Consider the following 18,066-nt stretch of genomic DNA (forward strand, 5'->3'; position numbering starts at 1 on the left):
GCGCGGCGCACAGTATGAACAGTCGCCCGGATTTTCACCGGCCGCATCATCGCACCCAGGAGGACCCGACATGACAGCCGCTGACATCATTGTCCCCGTGGAGAGGACGCCGCGCTCCCTCCGCGCCATCGCCCCCGCAAGAGCACTGGCGGCACAGACCGGCCGCGGTGTTCACCTGCTGACCGTGATTCCCACCGAGTCGTCCAGCGAGGACCGACGTCGCGAGCTTGCCCGGGAAGCGCAGGACCACGGCATCGAACCAAGCCGGATCTCCGTCATCAAGGCTGATCTGAACACGGTTCCCGTGGGTGCCGAGGACAGCGCCCTGTGGGGGGTCATTGCGGAGGCACCCGACGCCATGATCTGCATGGCCACCCACGCCCGCAGCGCCGTCGGGGACATGCTTCTGGGCAGTGTCGCCACCGAAATGCTCAACCGCGCCGAGCGACCCGTGGTACTAACCGGTCCCCGCCTGAGTGCCGACTGGGATGGCCCGATCAGGACGCTGGTGGTTTGCCTGGACGGCTCGCCTCTGTCGGAAGCAATCATCCCGTCGGCCGCGCAACTGGCAAGGGATACTGGCGCGGAGCTATTTCTGGTGCAGGCCCAGGAGCCGGAGGTGCAGGCATCTGCACTATCCGCCGACACCGTTGAATCGGGCTACGTCCAGCGCATCGCGCGTCAGATACACAAGGAATACGGGCTGCAGGCGAATTGGGACGTGTTGCACGGCACCAAGCCCGCCAGGGCGATCAGCGAATACGTGGCGGCCATGCCCGGCACCATGGTCTGCATGACCACACACGGCCGCACGGGAATGGGCAAACTGGCGTTCGGCAGCGTGGCCCGGGACGTGGTGCACGACGTCCATTGCCCGGTGCTTGCCTTCCGCCCGGCGGATACGGACTGAGAAACTGTGGCAGCGGCCGTCTTCGGACGGCCGCTCAGTGACTCGAGCCAGCGCGGTAATACCGGCCACCGATGAATCGGTTGAAGTACTGCCCCAGCGCCGGATGGTCGATCTGCCCCCCGAGCCGGTCCGGCTGCAGGTGCCTTTCGGCGACATAGGTACTGTGCAACGCACCGTCCACCAGTACGTGGTACCACGGCTGGTCTTTCGGCGGCCGGCTGCGCGCCATGGCCTCGTACCAGTCGTCCGTTCCCTCGAAAACGGGATCCACGTCAACGATCACGCCACGGTAGTCGAACCTCCGGTGGTGGACCACGTCGCCGACGGAGAATTTCGGCCTGACCTGCATCACTCCCTCCCCGCCGGGCGCCGGTTTTCCGGCGCGTCAGCTTGCAAACACGGTCTCTAAAGGGAACTATGGGGCCCATTGCGCGCAAACGCAAAGGCCGTCACAGAACCACGACCCGGAGGCCCCATGACCAGACAGGTGGAGTTCTTTTTCGATTTTGTCAGTACCGCCAGCTACCTGGCGTGGACGCAGTTGCCGCGCGTCACGCGCGATACCGGCGCGGAGATCGTCTGGCGCCCCATGCTGCTGGGTGCCGTCATCAAAGCCGCCGGCAACACGCCGCCGCCCGCCATCCCGGCCAAGGGCAAGTACCTGCGCCGGGATTTCGCGCGCTGGGCGCGTCGCTACGGTGTGGAGCTGAACTTCCCGTCACGGCACCCGGTGAATACGGTCACCACCATGCGCGGCGCCGTTGCTTACATCGATAGCCCGGTTTTCCCGGCCTACCTCAAGAGCGTGTTCGAAGGGTTCTGGATTCACGACCAGGATATCGAAGACCCGGAGGTCATTGCGCGACTGGTGGAGCAGGCCGGCATCGACCCGGAAGAGTTTCACGCAGCCATTGAGCGGCAGGACGTGAAGGACCGTCTGCGGGCCAATACGGATGAGGCGGTGGAGCGCGGCGCATTCGGTGCGCCAACCCTGTTCGTGGGCGACGAGATGTTCTTCGGCCAGGATCGCCTCGATTTCGTCATCGAGGCCCTGGGTCGAGCCTGACACATGAACCACCACGCGTTGCAGTGGATCTGGCGGGGCGGGGTCGTGCTACTCGCTCTGCTCGCCGTGTCCTCAACGGTCCATGGGGAATCGGACCCGATCGAAGTCCTTGAAGAGCGCGACGGCGGCGAAGTAATACAGGAGGACGACCGGGAGGCGTTCATCCAGTCCCTGGAGCAGGTGATCTCCACCCTCGAAGACGCCGAGCGGCGCGGGGCGCTGATCGAGGATCTCAGGGAGTTGCAGGGCGCCGCGGACGAGACCGCTGAGGCGGGTGCCGTGGACACCGATCAAGGCCTGTTCGGTGCCATCAGCCACACGCTCGACGAGGTGAGCGGACGCACCGACGAACACACTCCGGCGGAAACCTGGCAGGGGCATCTGGACGCCGCCCGCAGCGACATCGCCGAACTCCTGAGCGACCTGGACGCCAATGCCCTGATCGCCATTGCCGCGGACGCCGGCATCCTCCTCGGGGTCTGGCTCACCGTCCTGATCCTGACCATGGCGGCCGGCCGCCGCATCATGCGCCTGCAGCAGTGGCCGCTGCAGTTGCCGAACAATCCGCGTGGCTGGATGCTGGCCGTGTACTTTCTCCGTCAGGCGCTGCCCTGGGCCCTCGGCGCGCTTGTGCTACTCGCCGCCATTGAGCTCATCGCCATTTCGGGGGGGCACCTGATCGCGCTGCTCATCGCCTATATCAGCCTGTGCGGTCGCGCCTTCGCGCTGCTGTGCGAGTTGGTGATTGCCCTGTTCAACCGCGGCCATCGCCGTCCGGCAGTCGCCGTCATCCGCCGCCGCGGCCTGCGGCGGCTGTTTCTGATCGGGGCCCTCGCCGCGCTCGCAAATGCCACGGCCATTGACGGCGTCGACGACATCATCGGCGAGGACCTCGCACAGATCCTCTCGCTCGGGGGGAACGGCCTCGCGGCGCTGATCACCGGCTTCATCGTTCTGCAGTTCCGGCGGCCGGTACAGCACCTGATCTACAACCGCCCCTACCATCAGCGCCGGGAATCTGGCTCCACTGACGACATCCTGCGCCTGGTGAGCCGGCTGTGGCATATTCCCGCGCTGCTGCTGATCCTGCTGTCGCTGATCCCCGTGATCCTCGCCTCGGGTGCGCCCGAAGTGGCGCTCTCCCGCGGGCTGATCATGGCCAGCCTGCTGGTGATCACCATCGTGGTCTCGCGCCTGGTCACCCACCACAAGGAGCGCCGGCAGCGTCGCTATCGACGGATCTCCCAGTACTGGGAGCGGCTCGAGACGTTCGGCTACGCCCTCGCCCAGCTGGTTACCTGGACCGTGTTCGCGGAACTCTCGCTGTGGGTGTGGGGCGGGTCCCTGTTCGGGCTCGGCCAGGAGGGCATTGGCGAGCGGGTGGGTCAGGCCCTGCTCGCCGTGGGACTCACGGCACTGCTGGCCTGGCTCGCCTGGATCGTCACCGACACCGCCATCCAGCGCGCACTGACGTCCACCACGACGGCGCGCGGTCGCCGGGTGAACATCGCGCGCGTGCAGACCATCACCCCCATGATCCGCAATGTGGTCTTCACCGCCATCGTGATCATCGCCGGCATCGTCGGGCTGGCCAACCTGGGCGTGAACGTCACTCCGCTGCTCGCCGGTGCCGGCATCATCGGCATCGCCATCGGCTTCGGCGCGCAGACACTGGTGCAGGATCTCATCACGGGCCTGTTCATTCTGATCGAGGACTCTCTGGCCATCGACGACTTCGTCGATTTGGGCGGCCAGATGGGGACGGTGGAAGGGCTGAGCCTGCGCACGGTGCGCCTGCGGGATCTGGACGGCATACTGCACATCGTGCCGTTCAGCGAGATCAAGGCGATCCACAACATGTCCCGCCAGTTCGGGGTGGCTCTGATCCGCATTAACGTCCCCGCCTCCATGGGCGTGGACGACACCATCGCGCTGATCCATGAAGTGGACGAGGACATGCGCGAGAATTCCCCGATGAAGCAGTACGTGCGCGCGCCGCTGGAATTCCAGGGTGTGGAGCGTTTCGAGGACGGCGTTGCGGTCCTGCGCATGCGCATCCGCACCACGCCGGAGATGCAGTGGAACGTCTCCTGGGACTTCAATCTGCGGCTGAAGCAGCGCTTCGAGCAGGAGGGCATCGACCTGGCGCGGGGCCGTCTCAGCGTCTACATGGAAAACGGCGCCGACGGCACGCAGCGGGAGACCGAGACAACGCCGGAAGAGGACCAGAAGGATCAGCCGCACACCACGGCACGCGGTGCCGAGGAGGATCCGGACACCGGCGACACCAGTTCCGGCGGCGACCCGGCACCGGACCAAGCGTGACGGCCGGCCGTGGCGGCGACATCACCGCACCGGTCGGGACTCAGTCGTCCAGTTCACCGAAACTGATCTGATTGCGACCGCGATCCTTCGCCCTGTAGAGGGCGCGGTCCGCAGCGCGCACCAGGGCGGCCGTGGACAGCACGCTGTTGTCGCCGGCGTAGGCCACTACACCGATGGATGCCGTCACGTGGAACGTGCGGCCGTCCTCGCCGGTGTGCACCTCGTCTGCCAGCGCCGCGCGGAGGCGCTCGAAGACCGCCTCCGCCGCCTCCCTGTCCGCGCCGGGCAGCATCACCACGAACTCCTCGCCTCCGTAACGGGCCACGCAGTCGCCATCACGCAGGTGCCGGCTGAGCAGCCCGGCAATGTGCATGAGCACCGAATCGCCGACCGGGTGACCGTAACGGTCGTTGACCACCTTGAAGTAGTCCAGGTCGAGAAAACCGATCACCAGCGGCCAGCCATGCTCCCGCGCCCGGGCGAACTCCGCCTCCAGGCGCTCGTCCAGGTAGCGCCTGTTGTGGATGCCCGTGAGCGGGTCGCGGCTTGCGGTCTCCCGCCACAGGCGCGTATTACGCTCGAGCTCCGCGGAGCGGCGGTGCTGCTCACCGGCGCGGTCGAGCAACTGGAGACTGCGCATGGCCAGCACCTCTCGCGCCTGATCCACAACACCCGCCGCCCGGCGATGCGAGATGATCCGAGTCTCGAACAGGCGCTCCAGATCCGGAAATTCGGACGGCAACCGGTCCAGCAGTGCCTCCACCTCGCCACGGTCCAGCGCCAGCCATCGGCTGGCGCGGTCGGCCAGCATGGCCGCATTGGTATCGTGATCAATACCCAGAAACAGATCAGCCACGCGGCCCGCCACGGCCACGCAGTGAACATGGAACCGCTCGCTGTCTGCCACGTCGAGGTTGAGCGGGTCGTGGCTGCCGTGTGCCGCTAGAGCCAGATACTCCGGCAGACGCCAGTAGCGCATGAGCCATGCTCCGGCCTCGCCATGGTCGCAACCAAGCGTCTCCGCCTCGAGCTCCAGAAGGCGGTCATGTGCCGGCGGGACCGCCAGCAACCTGCCGTAGCGCTCCGGCAGCGCCGCCTCCAGAGCAAGAATACCGATATCCTGCAACAGCCCGGCGAGAAAGAGTTCCTCGAGATCACGCCGGCCCAGCATAGCGCCCAACTCCCGGGACGCCGCAGCGGACACCAGCGCCCGACGCCAGACATAGTCGATAGTGCTGGCGCTACCGGGCGCCTGGCGCAGTGAGTCGGCCAGGGAGAATGTCAGCGCCAGGGTCAGGGCACCGTTCAGGCCGATGACGGACACCGCCTGCTGCAGATTGCGGGAACGACGGCGCTGCCCGTACAGCGGCGAGTTGCTGACGCGCAGGATGCGGCTCGCCACCGCGGGATCGCGGGAGAGCAGCGCAGCGAGGCCGCTGGTGTTGACCTCCGATTCACGCCCCAGTTCGACGATGCGCATGGCAACATCGGACATGCTCGGCAAATTCGGGCAATACTGAAGCGCTTCCCTAATGTCAGCGTCCATTGGAAATCCTTTGATGATGGTGGATAGGCCATGACGACAAGCCGATCACATTCAACAGTGGGAAGCAGCGTTACAGTTCGGTAGTTTAACAGCCAAAGCAATGGGTTCCTCCCATCTGCTTCACACCATCAACACACGGCGATTCGAGGACAGTCGCTTCATGACACGATCGCGCTGGATTGCCGCCGTCTGGCGCCGCTTCACCCCAGGATGCCTGGCAATCCTGCTGACATGCATGCCGGTGGCGCAGGCCACAGAGACCCTGTCCGGCCCCGTCCGCGCCCTCATGGATGCTCACGGAATTCCGGATCAGGCCGTGAGCATCTGGGTCCAGGGCGTCGACGAGGCCGACCCGCGCCTGGCGTTCAACGCCGATCTGCCCCAGAACCCGGCCTCGGTGATGAAGCTCTATACCACCTACGCCGCCCTGGAGGCGCTCGGCCCCGCACACACCTGGACCACCGAGATTCATGCCGACGGCCCGGTGCACGACGGCGTCCTTGAGGGCGACCTGTGGATCCGCGGCTCCGGCGATCCGTACCTGGTGGCCAGGGACCTTTGGCGTTTGCTGGGGGACATGCGCGGCCGGGGAATCCAGCGCATCACGGGCGATCTGGTTCTGGACACCACGGTTTTCGCCCATTCGGAGACCGACCCCGGGGCCTTCGACGAGCGTCCCTTCCGTGCATATAACCAGCAGCCCCACCCACTGCTGATCAACTTCAACGTGCTGGATTTCGAGCTGCAACCCAGCCTGGACGGCCGGGATATTCAGGTCAGCACCTACCCGCCCATGGCCAACCTGCCGGTGGAGAGCCGGGTGTCCGCCTCCGCCGGCCCCTGCTTCAGTGGTGCCCATAGCCGGGTTGCCTACGACATCGCCCAGGAGCCGAATGGACAGGCCGTCATTCTCGAGGGCAACTACCCGGTCGCCTGCGGCAGGCAACGTCTCACACGGTCAGCAATGACTCCGGAGTACTACGTCTACGGACTCTTCCGTGCGCTCTGGAAACAGTGGGAAGGCGAGTTCGAGGGCGGCCTGCGCAGCGGCGAATGGAGCCGCGCGGATGCCACGCCGGTCGCCGTGCGGGAGTCGCGACCGCTCGCGGAAGTGGTTCAGCTGGTCAACAAGTACAGCAACAACGTCATGGCCCGGCACCTGGCACTGACCCTTGCGGTTGAGCACGCGGCGTTTCCGGCCACGGACAGTGGCAGCCACGAGGCGGTGTCCTATGCCCTGGCACGCGCCGGTGTCGACACCTCGCGCCTGATCATGGACAACGCCGCCGGTCTGTCGCGCAACAACCGGGTCACGGCGCGGCAGGTAGCGGCACTGCTACGCCAGGCGCGCACCAGCCTGGTCATGCCCGAGTTCATGAGTTCACTGGCGGTGGCGGGCTCGGACGGCACGCTACGGACCCGTTTCGGTGACTCGCCCATGGCCGGGCGCGTGCGCATGAAAACCGGCAGCATCGACCACGTCTCCGCGATCGCCGGCTACATGCGCTCCGCCCGGGACGAGGACCTGCTTGTGGTGGTGCTGGTCAACGCCGAGGACGCCCATCGGGGCGCCGGACGGGCCCTGCAGGACGCGGTGCTGCAATGGGCCTTCCACAGCGTTCCGTACTGACCCGGTCGGAAGTCCGTCAGCCAATGACCCGGTGCACCGGGACGCGCTACCATGCCCACCGGCAGGGACCTGCGGGGTCGCCGGTCCGGCGGCCGCAAACGGATGACCGCAGACACAACCGCAAACCAGCAAGGGGCTGTTCATGGAAACCGTCATCACTCTCCTGATCGTGCTCGCCGTTCTGATCGTGCCCGGCGTCCTGCTCTACAACCGCCTGGTCCGCAAACGGAACGCCTTCAAGAACGCCTTCGCCCAGATCGACGTGCAGCTCAAGCGCCGCCACGACCTGATCCCCAACCTGGTGGAGACGGTTCAGGGCTACATGGCCCACGAGCGCGAGACACTCACGGCGGTCATCGAGGCGCGCAATAACGCCGAGCAGGTGCGCCAGCAGACTTCCGGCGCGGCCGGTGATCCGGCCTCCATGGAACAGCTTGGCAAGGCCGAAGGCTCGCTTGGCGGCGTCCTGGGGCGGTTGTTTGCCCTCTCCGAAGCGTATCCCGACCTCAAGGCCAACGAGAATTTCCGCAGCCTGCAGGAGGAGCTCACCTCCACGGAGAACCGCGTGGCCTATGCCCGACAGGCCTACAACGACGCGGCCATGCGCTACAACAACGTGGTGGAGACGGTGCCGTCGAACATCATCGCCGGCATGTTCAACTTCGCCCGCGCCGGCATGCTGGAGTTCGAGGACCGTGAGGCCATGCAGGAGCCGCCGAAGGTGCAGTTCTCTTGAGCAGCAACGGCTTCTTCAACTTCGCCGAGGCGCAGGCGCAGGCCCGCCGGCGCACCATGGTGCTGGTGGCGCTGTTCCTGCTGCTGACGGTGACCATTGCCGCCGCCGTGGGCGCTCTGGGTGGCCTGCTGCTTGGGGGCGCCGACGATCAGCTCGTCCAGCAACAGCACGCCACCGGACCGGAAGCGAGTGACCGTTCGCTGCTTGAGCGCTTCGACCCGGCGACGGCCGTGGTGGTGGGCCTCGGCGTCATGGGCATCATCCTGATCACCGCTGCGGTGCGCGGCGCCCTCCTCGGCGGTGACGGTGCCCGGGTGGCCCAGTCCATGGGCGGCACGGAGATCACGCACGACACCACCAACCCTGCCAAGCGGCAGCTCTACAACGTGGTGGAGGAAATGGCCATTGCCGCCAATCTGCCCATGCCGCGGGTGTTCGTCATCAAGCACGAACAGGGCATCAACGCGTTCGCCGCCGGCAATTCGCCGGAGACCGCCGCCATCGGCATGACCCACGGTGCACTTGCCACCCTGAACCGGCAGGAGCTCAAAGGCGTGGTCGCCCACGAGTTCGCCCATATCGCCAACGGCGACATGCGGCTCAACCTCCGGGTGATGGCCATGATTTTCGGGCTGGTGGCGCTGTCCGTGGCCGGGCGCATGGCCATGCGCACCGTCTTCATCGGTGGCGGCCGCCGCGACCAGCGCGTGGTCATGGCCGCCATGGCCATCGGCGTGGCCCTGCTCGTGCTGGGCGCCCTGGGCGTGCTGGCCGGCCGCCTGCTCCAAGCGGCCATCTCTCGGCGCCGGGAATACCTCGCCGACGCCACCGCGGTGGAGTTCACCCGTGAGCCCGAGGGGCTGGCCAACGCGCTGAAGAAAATCGGCGCACTGCAGGAGGCGGAGCACCTGAACAACGCCCACGGCGAGGAAGTGCGCCACATGCTGTTCGCCGAGGCGGTGTCACGCCGCTCGCCGGGCCTGATGGCCACCCACCCGCCGCTGGTGGAGCGTATCCGCGCCCTGGACCCGGCATTCAATCCGGACGATGACCCGGTGTGGCGCAAACCGCAGAAAGAGATGATGCGGGAGCGGCGTCGGGAGCTGCGCGGCGACACGGCCTGACACCGTTCAGGCGGTGCGGCGCAGGAGTTCCATGACGGCCCATTCCAGATCCCGCAGGGTACGGCAGCGCAGGGCCTCAGTGCATCGCCGAGCGTAGGCTGGCATCTCGGAATCGCCGGTGCCCCAGCTCCGCTCCGGCTCCGGGTTGAGCCAGATCAGCTCTCTGGCGCGCCCGGCAATGCGCTCCAGTGCGGGCAACCCCGGATCCCCGTAGTTATTACGCCCGTCGCCGAGTATCACGACGGTGGTCTGCCGCTGGATGAGCCGGTCGGTCACGGCGTCGAAGCGGGCCAGCGTACCGCCGTAGTCCGTGGAGCCATTGCCGTACCGCGCCAGGGCTTCGTCCATGGCCTGAGCCGGGTGATGCCGCTGGAAGAGCGCGGTCACGTCCACCGGTTCACTGGCGAACACGAATGAATGCACCTCCGGCAACACGTCCTGCAGGGCGTGCATGAACGGCAGCAACACGGCCGCCTGCCCACGCACCGACTGACTCACGTCGCACAGCACCACGACCCGGGCGCGATCGCGGCGGCGCGATTTCCACTGCGGCCGGAACGGCACGCCTCCCCACCGCAGGCTGGCGCGCAGCGTCCCCCGGGCGTCCAGGGTGCCACGGTCCCGCCGCCGCCTGCGCCGGCCGTGCCGGGCTGCAAGACGGCGCGCGAGCCGCTGTACCAACTCGCGCATGCGCGCCTGGTCGCGCCGATCCAGTGCCGAGAGGGGCGTCTGCCGTAGGACCCGGTCGCGGAATGTCCACGCCTGCGCCTCGGCCTGCAGACGCACACGCTGATCCACCCGCGCGCGAATGCGGCGGTCCAGTGCCGCCCGCCCCGCGGCGAGCTGGTCAGCAGCCTGCCCGGCCGCCCGGCGGTCGCGGATGGCGTCGTCCACGGCCTGCAGATCCAGGGCCTGACGCACCCGCTGGGTCATGACGCCGGTCTGCGTCCAGTGGCGCGCGGACGCGACGTCCGCCTCGGCCATGGCCTCGGCCAGTCTCGCCTCCACGGCGGCCGTATCACCGCTTTCCAGCTCCCGCACCAGGCCGCCGCCACTGACGGGCATGGCGGCCGGTGACGCGGTGGAAGCATCACCTTCCGGCGTCGCGTCGTCCGTGGCCGCGTCATCGTCCGCCTCCGCGGCCGCGGGCATTCCCGCCACCTGAAAATAGCGATCGAAGCAGGCGTCGAAGGTGGCACGCTGGTCCTGGCTTTTCACCAGGGTGGCGGCCAGGGCGCGCCGAACCCGTTCGCGATCGGTGACGCCCACCGCCGCGAGGGCCCGGGCGGCATCCGCTGTCTGTACCGGGCCGATATCGATGCGGGCGCCGCGCAGGAGCTGAACGAACTCGGTGAGCAGGTGATTCATCGTCTAGCGTTGCCGCGCCTGGATCTCCCGGATGCGCGGTGTGGCCAGCTCCACGTCATCCTGGAACTTCAGCAGGACGTTCAAGGTGCGGCGGACCACATCGGCATCGAGCCGCTCGGCCTGCAGCAGCACCAGCGTGCGCGCCCAGTCCAGCGTCTCCGAGATGGCCGGGCGCTTGCGCAGATCCAGTTCGCGCAGGCCATGCACGAAGGCGACCACCTCCTCCCGCAGCCGCTCGCCCAGGTCCGGCACGCGCTGCTCGAGGATGCGCCGCTCCAGCGCCCGGTCCGGATACGGGATGTGGAGATGGAGACAACGCCGTTTCAGGGCATCGGAGAGCTCCCGGCTGGCATTGCTGGTGAGAAAGACCAGCGGTGCCGTGGTCGCCTCGACGGTGCCGAACTCGGGAATGGTCACCTGGAAATCCGCCAGGAACTCCAGCAGGAACGCCTCGAACTCCGGATCGGACTTGTCCACCTCATCGATCAGCAAAACCGCGCCCTGCTCCGCGCGCAGCGCCTGCAAAAGCGGCCGCGCATCAAGAAACGGCTCGGAGAAGAAGCCACCACCGAGGCCGTCGAGCCGCCCCACCGCCGCGTCCAGGTCCTCCGTATCGGCCAGCAACGCGCCCAGCCGGTCCCGCAGCACCTGGGTGTAGAGCAGCTGTTTGCCGTACTTCCATTCGTACAGCGCACGCCCCTCGTCGAGTCCTTCGTAGCACTGCAGCCGCAGCAGCTGGCGGCCGGTTACCGAGGCCATGGCACGCGCGAGTTCCGTCTTGCCGACACCGGGCGGCCCTTCCACGAGGACGGGTTTCTCCAGCGCCTGGGCCAGATACACGGCCGTGGTGACGTCGTCGCCACAGATATAGCCGGTTCCGGCCAGGCCGCTGTTCAATGCGCTCATCCGTTGTTCTGCGTCGCTCATGCAATACTCTCGCTGATTCCCGTGCGATCCGACCGTTGATCATCGGGGATGGGGCTGCCTTCAGGCAAGTCCGGATGCTCGCGCTGCACGAACAGCACGTCGTCGATGCGAAAAGGTTACGTCGAGGAGCCGTATGCGCCAGTTCCTGGTGTCGATCATCGCCCTGCTGACCTCGGTGGCCGTCATGCTGATCGGCACCGGACTCATGGGCACCCTGGTCAGCGTCAGACTCAATTTCGAGGCGGTGGATCCCCAGGTAAAGGGGGTCATCCTGGCAGCCTATTACGTGGGGCTCGTCGCCGGCTCCCAGTGGGCGGGACGGGTCATCCGCCACGTCGGACACATCCGCGCCTTCGCCATCTTCGCCGCCACCTGTACCGCCGCGGTACTGATCCAGGGCCTCTACCTCCTGCCGCTTGCCTGGTTCGTCCTTCGCATCCTGATCGGGTTCAGCATTGCTGGCATCTACATGGTGGTGGAGAGCTGGCTCAACGAGCGAGCCGACTCCGCCAACCGCGGTCGCGTCTTCTCCGTCTACCAGGTGATCTCGTATCTCGGCCTGGGCGCCGGACAACTGCTTCTGCCTGTCAGGGATCCGGCCGGGACGGAGCTGTTCATGGTGGTCGCCGTTCTGTTCGCCCTGTGTCTGATCCCGGTGGCCCTGAGCCGGGCCAGTTCGCCGCCGGAACCGGCCCCGCACCGGCCCATGGCACTTGTCGCGACTCTCATGGCCTCTCCACTCGCGGCGTGGACATGCATCGCGTCCGGCCTCATGAGCGGCGCCCTGTTCACGCTGGCGCCCGCGTTCGGGCTGCGCATCGGGCTGGACGTCAACGGCGTCGCCCTGCTCATGGCCAGCCTGATCTTCGGCGGTATTGTGTTGCAATGGCCCATCGGCCACTTGTCGGACCGCGTGGGCCGGCAGCCCATGATCCTGATATCCGGCAGCGCGTCGGCGCTGCTCGCCCTGGGCATCGCCCTCCTGGGCGGGACTGCACCCGTCTGGCTGCTACTCACCACGATCGCCGTCTTTGGCGGGTTCGCGTTCACGTTCTACCCACTGGCGGTGGCCCAGGCCAATGACCGGGAGACCACCGGTACCGATTTCGTCGCCATTGCCGCGGCACTGCTGTTTCTCTGGGGTGTTGCGGCAGCCGGGAGCCCGGTGGTCGCCGGCTGGATCATCGCCCTGATCGGCGGCCCCGGGCTGTTCCTCTACGTGGCGGCGATCGCCGCCGTGACCGGCATTTCGGCATGGCTGCTACGCAACGAACGCACGGGCACCCAGGGGCCTTATCGAACCATGAGCCGCACCACGCCCGTAATCCATGAACTGGACCCCAGGGCCCACACGGAGGACGCTCTGCAGCCTCCGAAGTCGCTCCCGGACGCAACCTCCTCCGCCGACGAAGACACTTGACAGTGTGCGGGAAAGTGACTAAAGGTGTCACAGAGACAAATAATCCAACTGTTTCAACAAGGAACAGGATAGCGCTTTAGTCCCGTCCGCTTGCAGCAGACGGGCTTCCTGGCAGGCCCCGTGTCGCCGCCGTGAGCGGCCGGGGCCTCTTCATGCGCCGCAAGTGCGCACCGTCACGGCAAACAACGAGGAGGAGATGCTATGGATAGCATCAAAAAAGAAACCACGCTTGCTGCCTGGCTCACGGCCACGGCATTCGCACTGGCAACCGGAACGGCCACGGCCCTGAGCCCCGGCAACGGCGATGACCTGCCACCACCGGAGGATGACGAGACGGGCACTGGCTTTCCGTCGGTCAGCGACTTTGCGGACGACGGGCCGTACTCCACCACATCGTCCACGGAGAGTGGCGGCTGGTTCTCGGATGGCTGCGAGATCCACTACCCCACCAACCTCGGCGATACGGGGCTGCAGCACCCGGTGATCATCTGGGGCAACGGGACCGGCACCAGCCCCACCAGCTATAACGGGCTGCTCTCGCACTGGGCAAGCCACGGCTTCGTGGTGGCCGCGGCGGAAACCTCCAGCGCCGGGGATGGCGAGGACATGATCGACTGCCTCGACTACCTGGAGCAGGAAAACGCCAACGGCAGCAGTGTCTATGCCGGCAACCTGGACATGGACCGGGTGGCTACGTCGGGTCACTCCCAGGGCGGGGGCGGCAGCATCATGGCCGGCCAGGATCCACGGGTCACGGCAACGGCGCCCATGCAGCCCTACGTAATCGGGCTGGGCCATGACAGCGACTCCCAGAGCAACCAGAACGGCCCCATGTTCCTGATGTCCGGGAGCAGCGACACCATCGCCGGCCCGATCCTGAACCAGAGCCAGGTTTTCAATAACACCAATGTGCCGGTGTTCTGGGGGACTCTCGATGGTGCCGGACACTTCGAGCCCGTTGGCAGCGCCGGCGATTTCCGCGGGCCCTCCACCGCATGGATGCGGTACTACCTGATGGACGACGCCCACGCGGCCAACGTCTTCTTCGGTGCCGACTGCGTGCTCTGCCAGAGCAGCGACTGGGACGTGGAAACGCGGGACATCAACTGACGTCCCGCACGGAACGTGCCGGTGCCCGCACTGACTGCGGGCACCGGCCCTGCGCGGCCCATCCACCCATGGCATCGAATCCCGACCAGCCAGTTCGCACAGCACCGACGGGCCGGATCCCGCCGGTGGGGCTTGCTGTCCTCGCGGGTCTCCTCGTCAGCCTGCCCTTTCTTGTGCCGCAGGCGTTCATCGCCGGCTGGATCGCGCTTGTCCCGCTGCTCATGGCGCTGCAGGACCGCTCCCTGGGAGGTGCCTGGCTGCTGGGCCTGGTCGCCGGCTTCACCGCCTGGGCTGCGGGCAGCTACTGGATGGCCGATTTCTTTTCCCTGTTCAAGGGGTACCCAGCTCCCTGGCATGTGGCTGCCGCAGCGGCGTACTGGCTCTACGCCGCCCAAGGGTTTGCCCTCGCCGCCCTGGCGCTGCAGTGGCTGAGGCGCCGCACCGCACTTCCCGACCTGCTGCTCGTGCCGGTGGTCTTCGTGGGTACGCTGAACCTGTTCCCGGCCCTTGTCCCGCTCCGGCCGGGTGAAGGGCAGTCGCTATTCCTCCCCGCGATCCAGGGTGTTGATCTTGGTGGCGTCCTCGCGCTCGATCTGCTCATGGCCCTGACAGCCACTCTCATCCACGACCAGTCCCGCGCAGCGCCGCATCGAAGCCGCCTTGCCATCCGGTTCACGGCGTGCGCATTACTGATCGCGTGGTTCGGCTACGGCGTTGTCGCCCTGCATGACTGGCATGAGACGACCGCGGGCTGGAATACCCTGCACGTGGGCATTGTGCAGCCGAACGACCCGCCCACGCGGGGTGTTCCACCCCTGCCCCCGGGCTACTCGCGCCTGTCGCCACCGGAGCTGGACGCAACCCGCGAGCTGGCCGCGGCGGGCGCCGAGCTGGTGGTCTGGCCGGAGGCGCGCTACAAGGGCTACCACCGCAACCCCGGGATCCGCCACCGTTATCACCAGACCACCCGGGAACTGGGCATCACCCTTGCCTTCCAGGATGCAGAAGCGGTCGACCGCAACGGCCACACGCATAACTACAACACGGCAACGGTTCTGCATCCGGACGACACCCCTGCAGGTCACTACCGGAAGATGGGTCGGGCTCCCTTCGGTGAGTACCTGCCACTGGCTGACACTCTGCCCTGGCTCGCCCCCGTCGCAGAGGCCTATTTCGGCGACTTCACGGAAGCGCTGACCGCCGGTGACCGGCCCGACGCAATCAAGGCGGGAGGGCGCCGCCTGATCCCGCGCATCTGCTATGAAACTGTATTCCCGGAGCTGATCGCACGCGGCGTTGATGGCGAAAGTGGCATCCTCGTGGTCCACTCCATGAACAACTGGTTCGGCGAAACCCGCCAGCCGTCGATGCACCTGCGCGCCTCGATCCTCCGCGCGGTGGAGAACCGGGTTCCCATGGTACATGCCATCAACAACGGCCCATCAGCCCTGGTCGCCCCGGATGGCGGAGTCATTGCCAAGACCACTCCATTTGCAACCGAGACGTTGCTCGCCGGGTTGCCGGAGCCTCTGGACACCGGTGCCACGCTCTACAACCGGTTCCCGCATGCGGTGCCCAGCGTCTTGAATACGGGCCTGGGCCTGCTGTTGGCCTACGCCGGCCTGGGGTGGCTGTGGCGCAGCCGCGCCCGTCAGCCCGCCAGCGGTCGCACGAAGACCTCCATGCGGGAAGGAGTCACGGGCGGCCCGAACTGATTGAACACCGGGATATCCGCGGCGTCGCGCCCCTGGGCCAGCGTGACCCGGGCCTTGTGGTTGTCCGGCCGGGTGGGATCGAACGTGTACCAACGGCCACCCACGTAGGCTTCGAACCAGGCGTGCAGATCCATGGGTTCCAGATCCTGGAGATAGCCGGCCACCATGCGCGCGGGGATGTTCAGGCTCCGGCACAGGGCGATCGCGAGGTGGGCGAAATCGCGGCACACCCCCTCGCCACGGGCATGAACCTCACGGGCGGACACCGGCGACGGGTCCGATTCCGGCAGGTACGTCAGGTGCCGGAAGACCCATTGCGAGATGGCCGCGACCTGGTCATACCCCATGCGCGCCCCGCCGCTGGCTTCAGCGGCGACGGCGCCCAGGCGATCGGATTCGCAGAAACGGCTGGGCATGAGGTACAGCAGCACGTCGTCGGGCAGCGCCTCTACCGGCACGTAGGGCGCGCCCGCGCCGGTTGCTTCCCGGGCGGCCACATCCACCTCGGCCGTGGTCTCCACGGTAAACGCGCCTGTCGGGGCTACAAGGCGCTGACACAGGTTGCCGAAACCATCGACGTACTCGGTTGCCGGCACATGGGGGGTGAGGGCGTAACGCTCGCTGACAATCCACTGATACCGGCCACTGCGGGGACGCAGCAGCAGAATCAGTGGCGTTGGCTGCGGACACTCCATCCGGATGACGCACCCGACCTCAAGCCGCATTCAATGTTCTCCCTTGACCTGAATCATGTTGTCAGCCTGCCAGAGTCTTCACGCTAATGTGCATTGGACGGCTCCGGAGATGGCTGATGGATTTCGCGCACAGCGCCCGAACCGAGGAACTGCGATCCCGGGTGATCCAGTTCATGGAACACTACGTACTGCCCTACAACAGCCAGTGGCACCGGGAAGCTGCGGCCGGGCAGTATCCGCTGGAGCTGGTGGAGGACATCAAGGCCCTCGCCCGCTGGGACGGGCTGTGGAACCTCTTTCTCCCCGGGCTCCGCGAGGATGAGCCCGGCACCGCGCTGACCAATCTGGAGTACGCACCCATCGCCGAAATCATGGGTCGGGTGCACTGGGCGCCGGAGGTGTTCAACTGCTCGGCCCCGGACACCGGCAACATGGAACTGCTGTACCTGTTCGCCTCGCCCCGACAGTATGACCGTTGGCAGCGGCCGCTGCTGGAGGGCACGATTCGCTCCTGTTTCGCCATGAGTGAACCCGATGTGGCCTCATCGGACGCCACCAACATGCAGACCTCCATCCGCCGTGACGGGGACGAGTACGTGATCAACGGCCGCAAGTGGTTCATCACCGGCCCATCCCACCCCAACTGCCGGCTGGCCATCGTGCTCGGGGTATCGGACACGGACCCGGACAGCGATCCCCACGCCCGCCACAGCATGGTGCTGGTGCCAATGGACGCACCCGGACTGGAGGTGGTGCGGAATATTCCCATCATGCATTACCACTCGCCCGAGGGACACTGCGAGCTGGTATTCCGGAACGTGCGCGTCCCGGCGGAGAATCTGCTGGGTGAGGAGGGCCAGGGTTTCGCCATGGCGCAGGCGCGGCTGGGACCGGGCCGGATTCACCACTGCATGCGCTCCATCGGCCAGTGCGAGGTGGCGCTGGAGCTGATGCGGGAGCGGGCCCTGGAGCGCCGGACGTTCGGGCACTATCTGTCGGACCAGGCGAACGTGCGCGAATGGATCGCGGAATCCCGGCTGGAGATTGATCAGGCGCGGCTGCTGGTGTTGCAGGCGGCGTGGCAGATCGATACGCACGGCGCCCAGGCGGCGCGCACGGCGGTGTCGGGTATCAAGGCGGTGGTGGCGCGGCTGCAGACACGGGTGGTGGACCGGGCCATGCAGGTGTTCGGCGCCATGGGGCTGACGCCGGATACGCCGTTGAGCTATCTCTGGACCTGGGGCCGGGCCATGCGGTTTCTGGACGGGCCGGATGAGGTGCATCTGCGGAGTGTGGCGCGGGATGAGTTGCGCAAGGCGCGGGAGACGCGGGGGGCGACGGCGCCGTATTTCACGTTTACGGATCAATACTAACCTTTAAGAAAGTAAAGTCATGTTGCAGCGTACTGACATTCCGACTGCTGGAAGAATGAGCGCACCAACCCGGGGAGCTTCTGAATGCGCCTGAGCGCGGAGATGGCCATACGCTTCATTT

General features: G+C 66.7%; 15 protein-coding genes. 10 read left to right on the forward strand and 5 right to left on the reverse strand.

Features of this window, described 5'->3' with window-relative positions; all coding sequences use genetic code 11:
* Window positions 1–70 precede the first annotated feature (70 nt).
* Window positions 71–910: a universal stress protein gene (locus ACNSTU_RS16890; RefSeq protein ID WP_290633558.1), complete on the forward strand. Its 840-nt coding sequence runs from the start codon at window positions 71–73 to the stop codon at window positions 908–910.
* A 34-nt stretch (window positions 911–944) separates the two neighbouring features.
* Here ACNSTU_RS16890 and hspQ read toward each other — a convergent pair whose 3' ends face one another.
* A complete protein-coding gene (gene hspQ / locus ACNSTU_RS16895) occupies window positions 945–1,259 on the reverse strand; it encodes a heat shock protein HspQ (RefSeq protein ID WP_290633560.1) in 315 nt (104 codons plus the stop codon).
* A 126-nt stretch (window positions 1,260–1,385) separates the two neighbouring features.
* Between hspQ and ACNSTU_RS16900 the strand changes: the two genes are divergently transcribed.
* Entirely contained in the window at window positions 1,386–1,976 is a 591-nt protein-coding gene (locus ACNSTU_RS16900) for a 2-hydroxychromene-2-carboxylate isomerase (RefSeq protein WP_290633562.1), read from the forward strand.
* Window positions 1,977–1,979: 3 nt separating this feature from the next.
* Window positions 1,980–4,301: a mechanosensitive ion channel family protein gene (locus tag ACNSTU_RS16905; RefSeq protein WP_290636871.1), complete on the forward strand. Its 2,322-nt coding sequence runs from the start codon at window positions 1,980–1,982 to the stop codon at window positions 4,299–4,301.
* A 40-nt stretch (window positions 4,302–4,341) separates the two neighbouring features.
* Here ACNSTU_RS16905 and ACNSTU_RS16910 read toward each other — a convergent pair whose 3' ends face one another.
* Complete coding sequence (locus ACNSTU_RS16910) at window positions 4,342–5,847, reverse strand: GGDEF domain-containing protein (RefSeq protein WP_290632639.1); 1,506 nt, start codon at window positions 5,845–5,847, stop codon at window positions 4,342–4,344.
* Window positions 5,848–6,007: 160 nt separating this feature from the next.
* Here ACNSTU_RS16910 and dacB point away from each other — a divergent pair, with 160 nt between their 5' ends.
* The 3 genes from dacB (at window position 6,008) to ACNSTU_RS16925 (ending at window position 9,337) form a co-directional block, all read left to right on the forward strand.
* Window positions 6,008–7,477, forward strand: a complete 1,470-nt coding sequence (dacB, locus tag ACNSTU_RS16915) for a D-alanyl-D-alanine carboxypeptidase/D-alanyl-D-alanine-endopeptidase (RefSeq protein WP_418212761.1) — start codon at window positions 6,008–6,010, stop codon at window positions 7,475–7,477.
* 142 nt (window positions 7,478–7,619) lie between these two features.
* Entirely contained in the window at window positions 7,620–8,213 is a 594-nt protein-coding gene (locus ACNSTU_RS16920; protein WP_290636873.1) for a LemA family protein, read from the forward strand.
* A complete protein-coding gene (locus tag ACNSTU_RS16925) occupies window positions 8,210–9,337 on the forward strand; it encodes a M48 family metallopeptidase (RefSeq protein ID WP_290632645.1) in 1,128 nt (375 codons plus the stop codon). The genes ACNSTU_RS16920 and ACNSTU_RS16925 overlap by 4 nt, the downstream gene beginning before the upstream one ends.
* A 6-nt stretch (window positions 9,338–9,343) precedes the next feature.
* On the opposite strand, the gene ACNSTU_RS16930 is transcribed toward ACNSTU_RS16925, so the two are convergent.
* Window positions 9,344–10,705 carry a VWA domain-containing protein gene (locus tag ACNSTU_RS16930; protein ID WP_290632647.1) on the reverse strand — a complete coding sequence of 454 codons (1,362 nt, stop codon included), beginning with the start codon at window positions 10,703–10,705 and terminating at the stop codon, window positions 9,344–9,346.
* A 3-nt stretch (window positions 10,706–10,708) separates the two neighbouring features.
* Complete coding sequence (locus ACNSTU_RS16935; RefSeq protein ID WP_290632649.1) at window positions 10,709–11,632, reverse strand: AAA family ATPase; 924 nt, start codon at window positions 11,630–11,632, stop codon at window positions 10,709–10,711.
* A gap of 133 nt (window positions 11,633–11,765) precedes the next feature.
* Here ACNSTU_RS16935 and ACNSTU_RS16940 point away from each other — a divergent pair, with 133 nt between their 5' ends.
* The 3 genes from ACNSTU_RS16940 (at window position 11,766) to lnt (ending at window position 15,877) form a co-directional block, all read left to right on the forward strand.
* Window positions 11,766–13,052, forward strand: coding sequence for an MFS transporter (locus tag ACNSTU_RS16940; RefSeq protein WP_290632651.1), 1,287 nt, complete (start codon window positions 11,766–11,768; stop codon window positions 13,050–13,052).
* Window positions 13,053–13,253: 201 nt separating this feature from the next.
* A complete protein-coding gene (locus tag ACNSTU_RS16945) occupies window positions 13,254–14,162 on the forward strand; it encodes a hypothetical protein (RefSeq protein ID WP_290632653.1) in 909 nt (302 codons plus the stop codon).
* A gap of 125 nt (window positions 14,163–14,287) precedes the next feature.
* The gene (gene lnt, locus ACNSTU_RS16950) at window positions 14,288–15,877 is read left to right on the forward strand and encodes an apolipoprotein N-acyltransferase (protein WP_418212762.1); all 1,590 of its coding nucleotides are present in this window, start codon (window positions 14,288–14,290) and stop codon (window positions 15,875–15,877) included.
* Here lnt and ACNSTU_RS16955 read toward each other — a convergent pair.
* Window positions 15,814–16,602, reverse strand: coding sequence for a transglutaminase family protein (locus tag ACNSTU_RS16955; protein ID WP_290632657.1), 789 nt, complete (start codon window positions 16,600–16,602; stop codon window positions 15,814–15,816). The genes lnt and ACNSTU_RS16955 overlap by 64 nt on opposite strands.
* An 86-nt stretch (window positions 16,603–16,688) precedes the next feature.
* On the opposite strand from ACNSTU_RS16955, the gene ACNSTU_RS16960 reads away from it, so the two are divergent.
* On the forward strand, window positions 16,689–17,945 hold the full coding sequence (locus ACNSTU_RS16960; protein ID WP_418212763.1) for an acyl-CoA dehydrogenase family protein: 1,257 nt from the start codon (window positions 16,689–16,691) through the stop codon (window positions 17,943–17,945).
* Window positions 17,946–18,066: the final 121 nt, after the last annotated feature.

Origin of the sequence: Aquisalimonas sp. APHAB1-3 (genome assembly GCF_048323695.1) — a bacterium.
Taxonomy (GTDB): Bacteria; Pseudomonadota; Gammaproteobacteria; order Nitrococcales; family Aquisalimonadaceae; genus Aquisalimonas.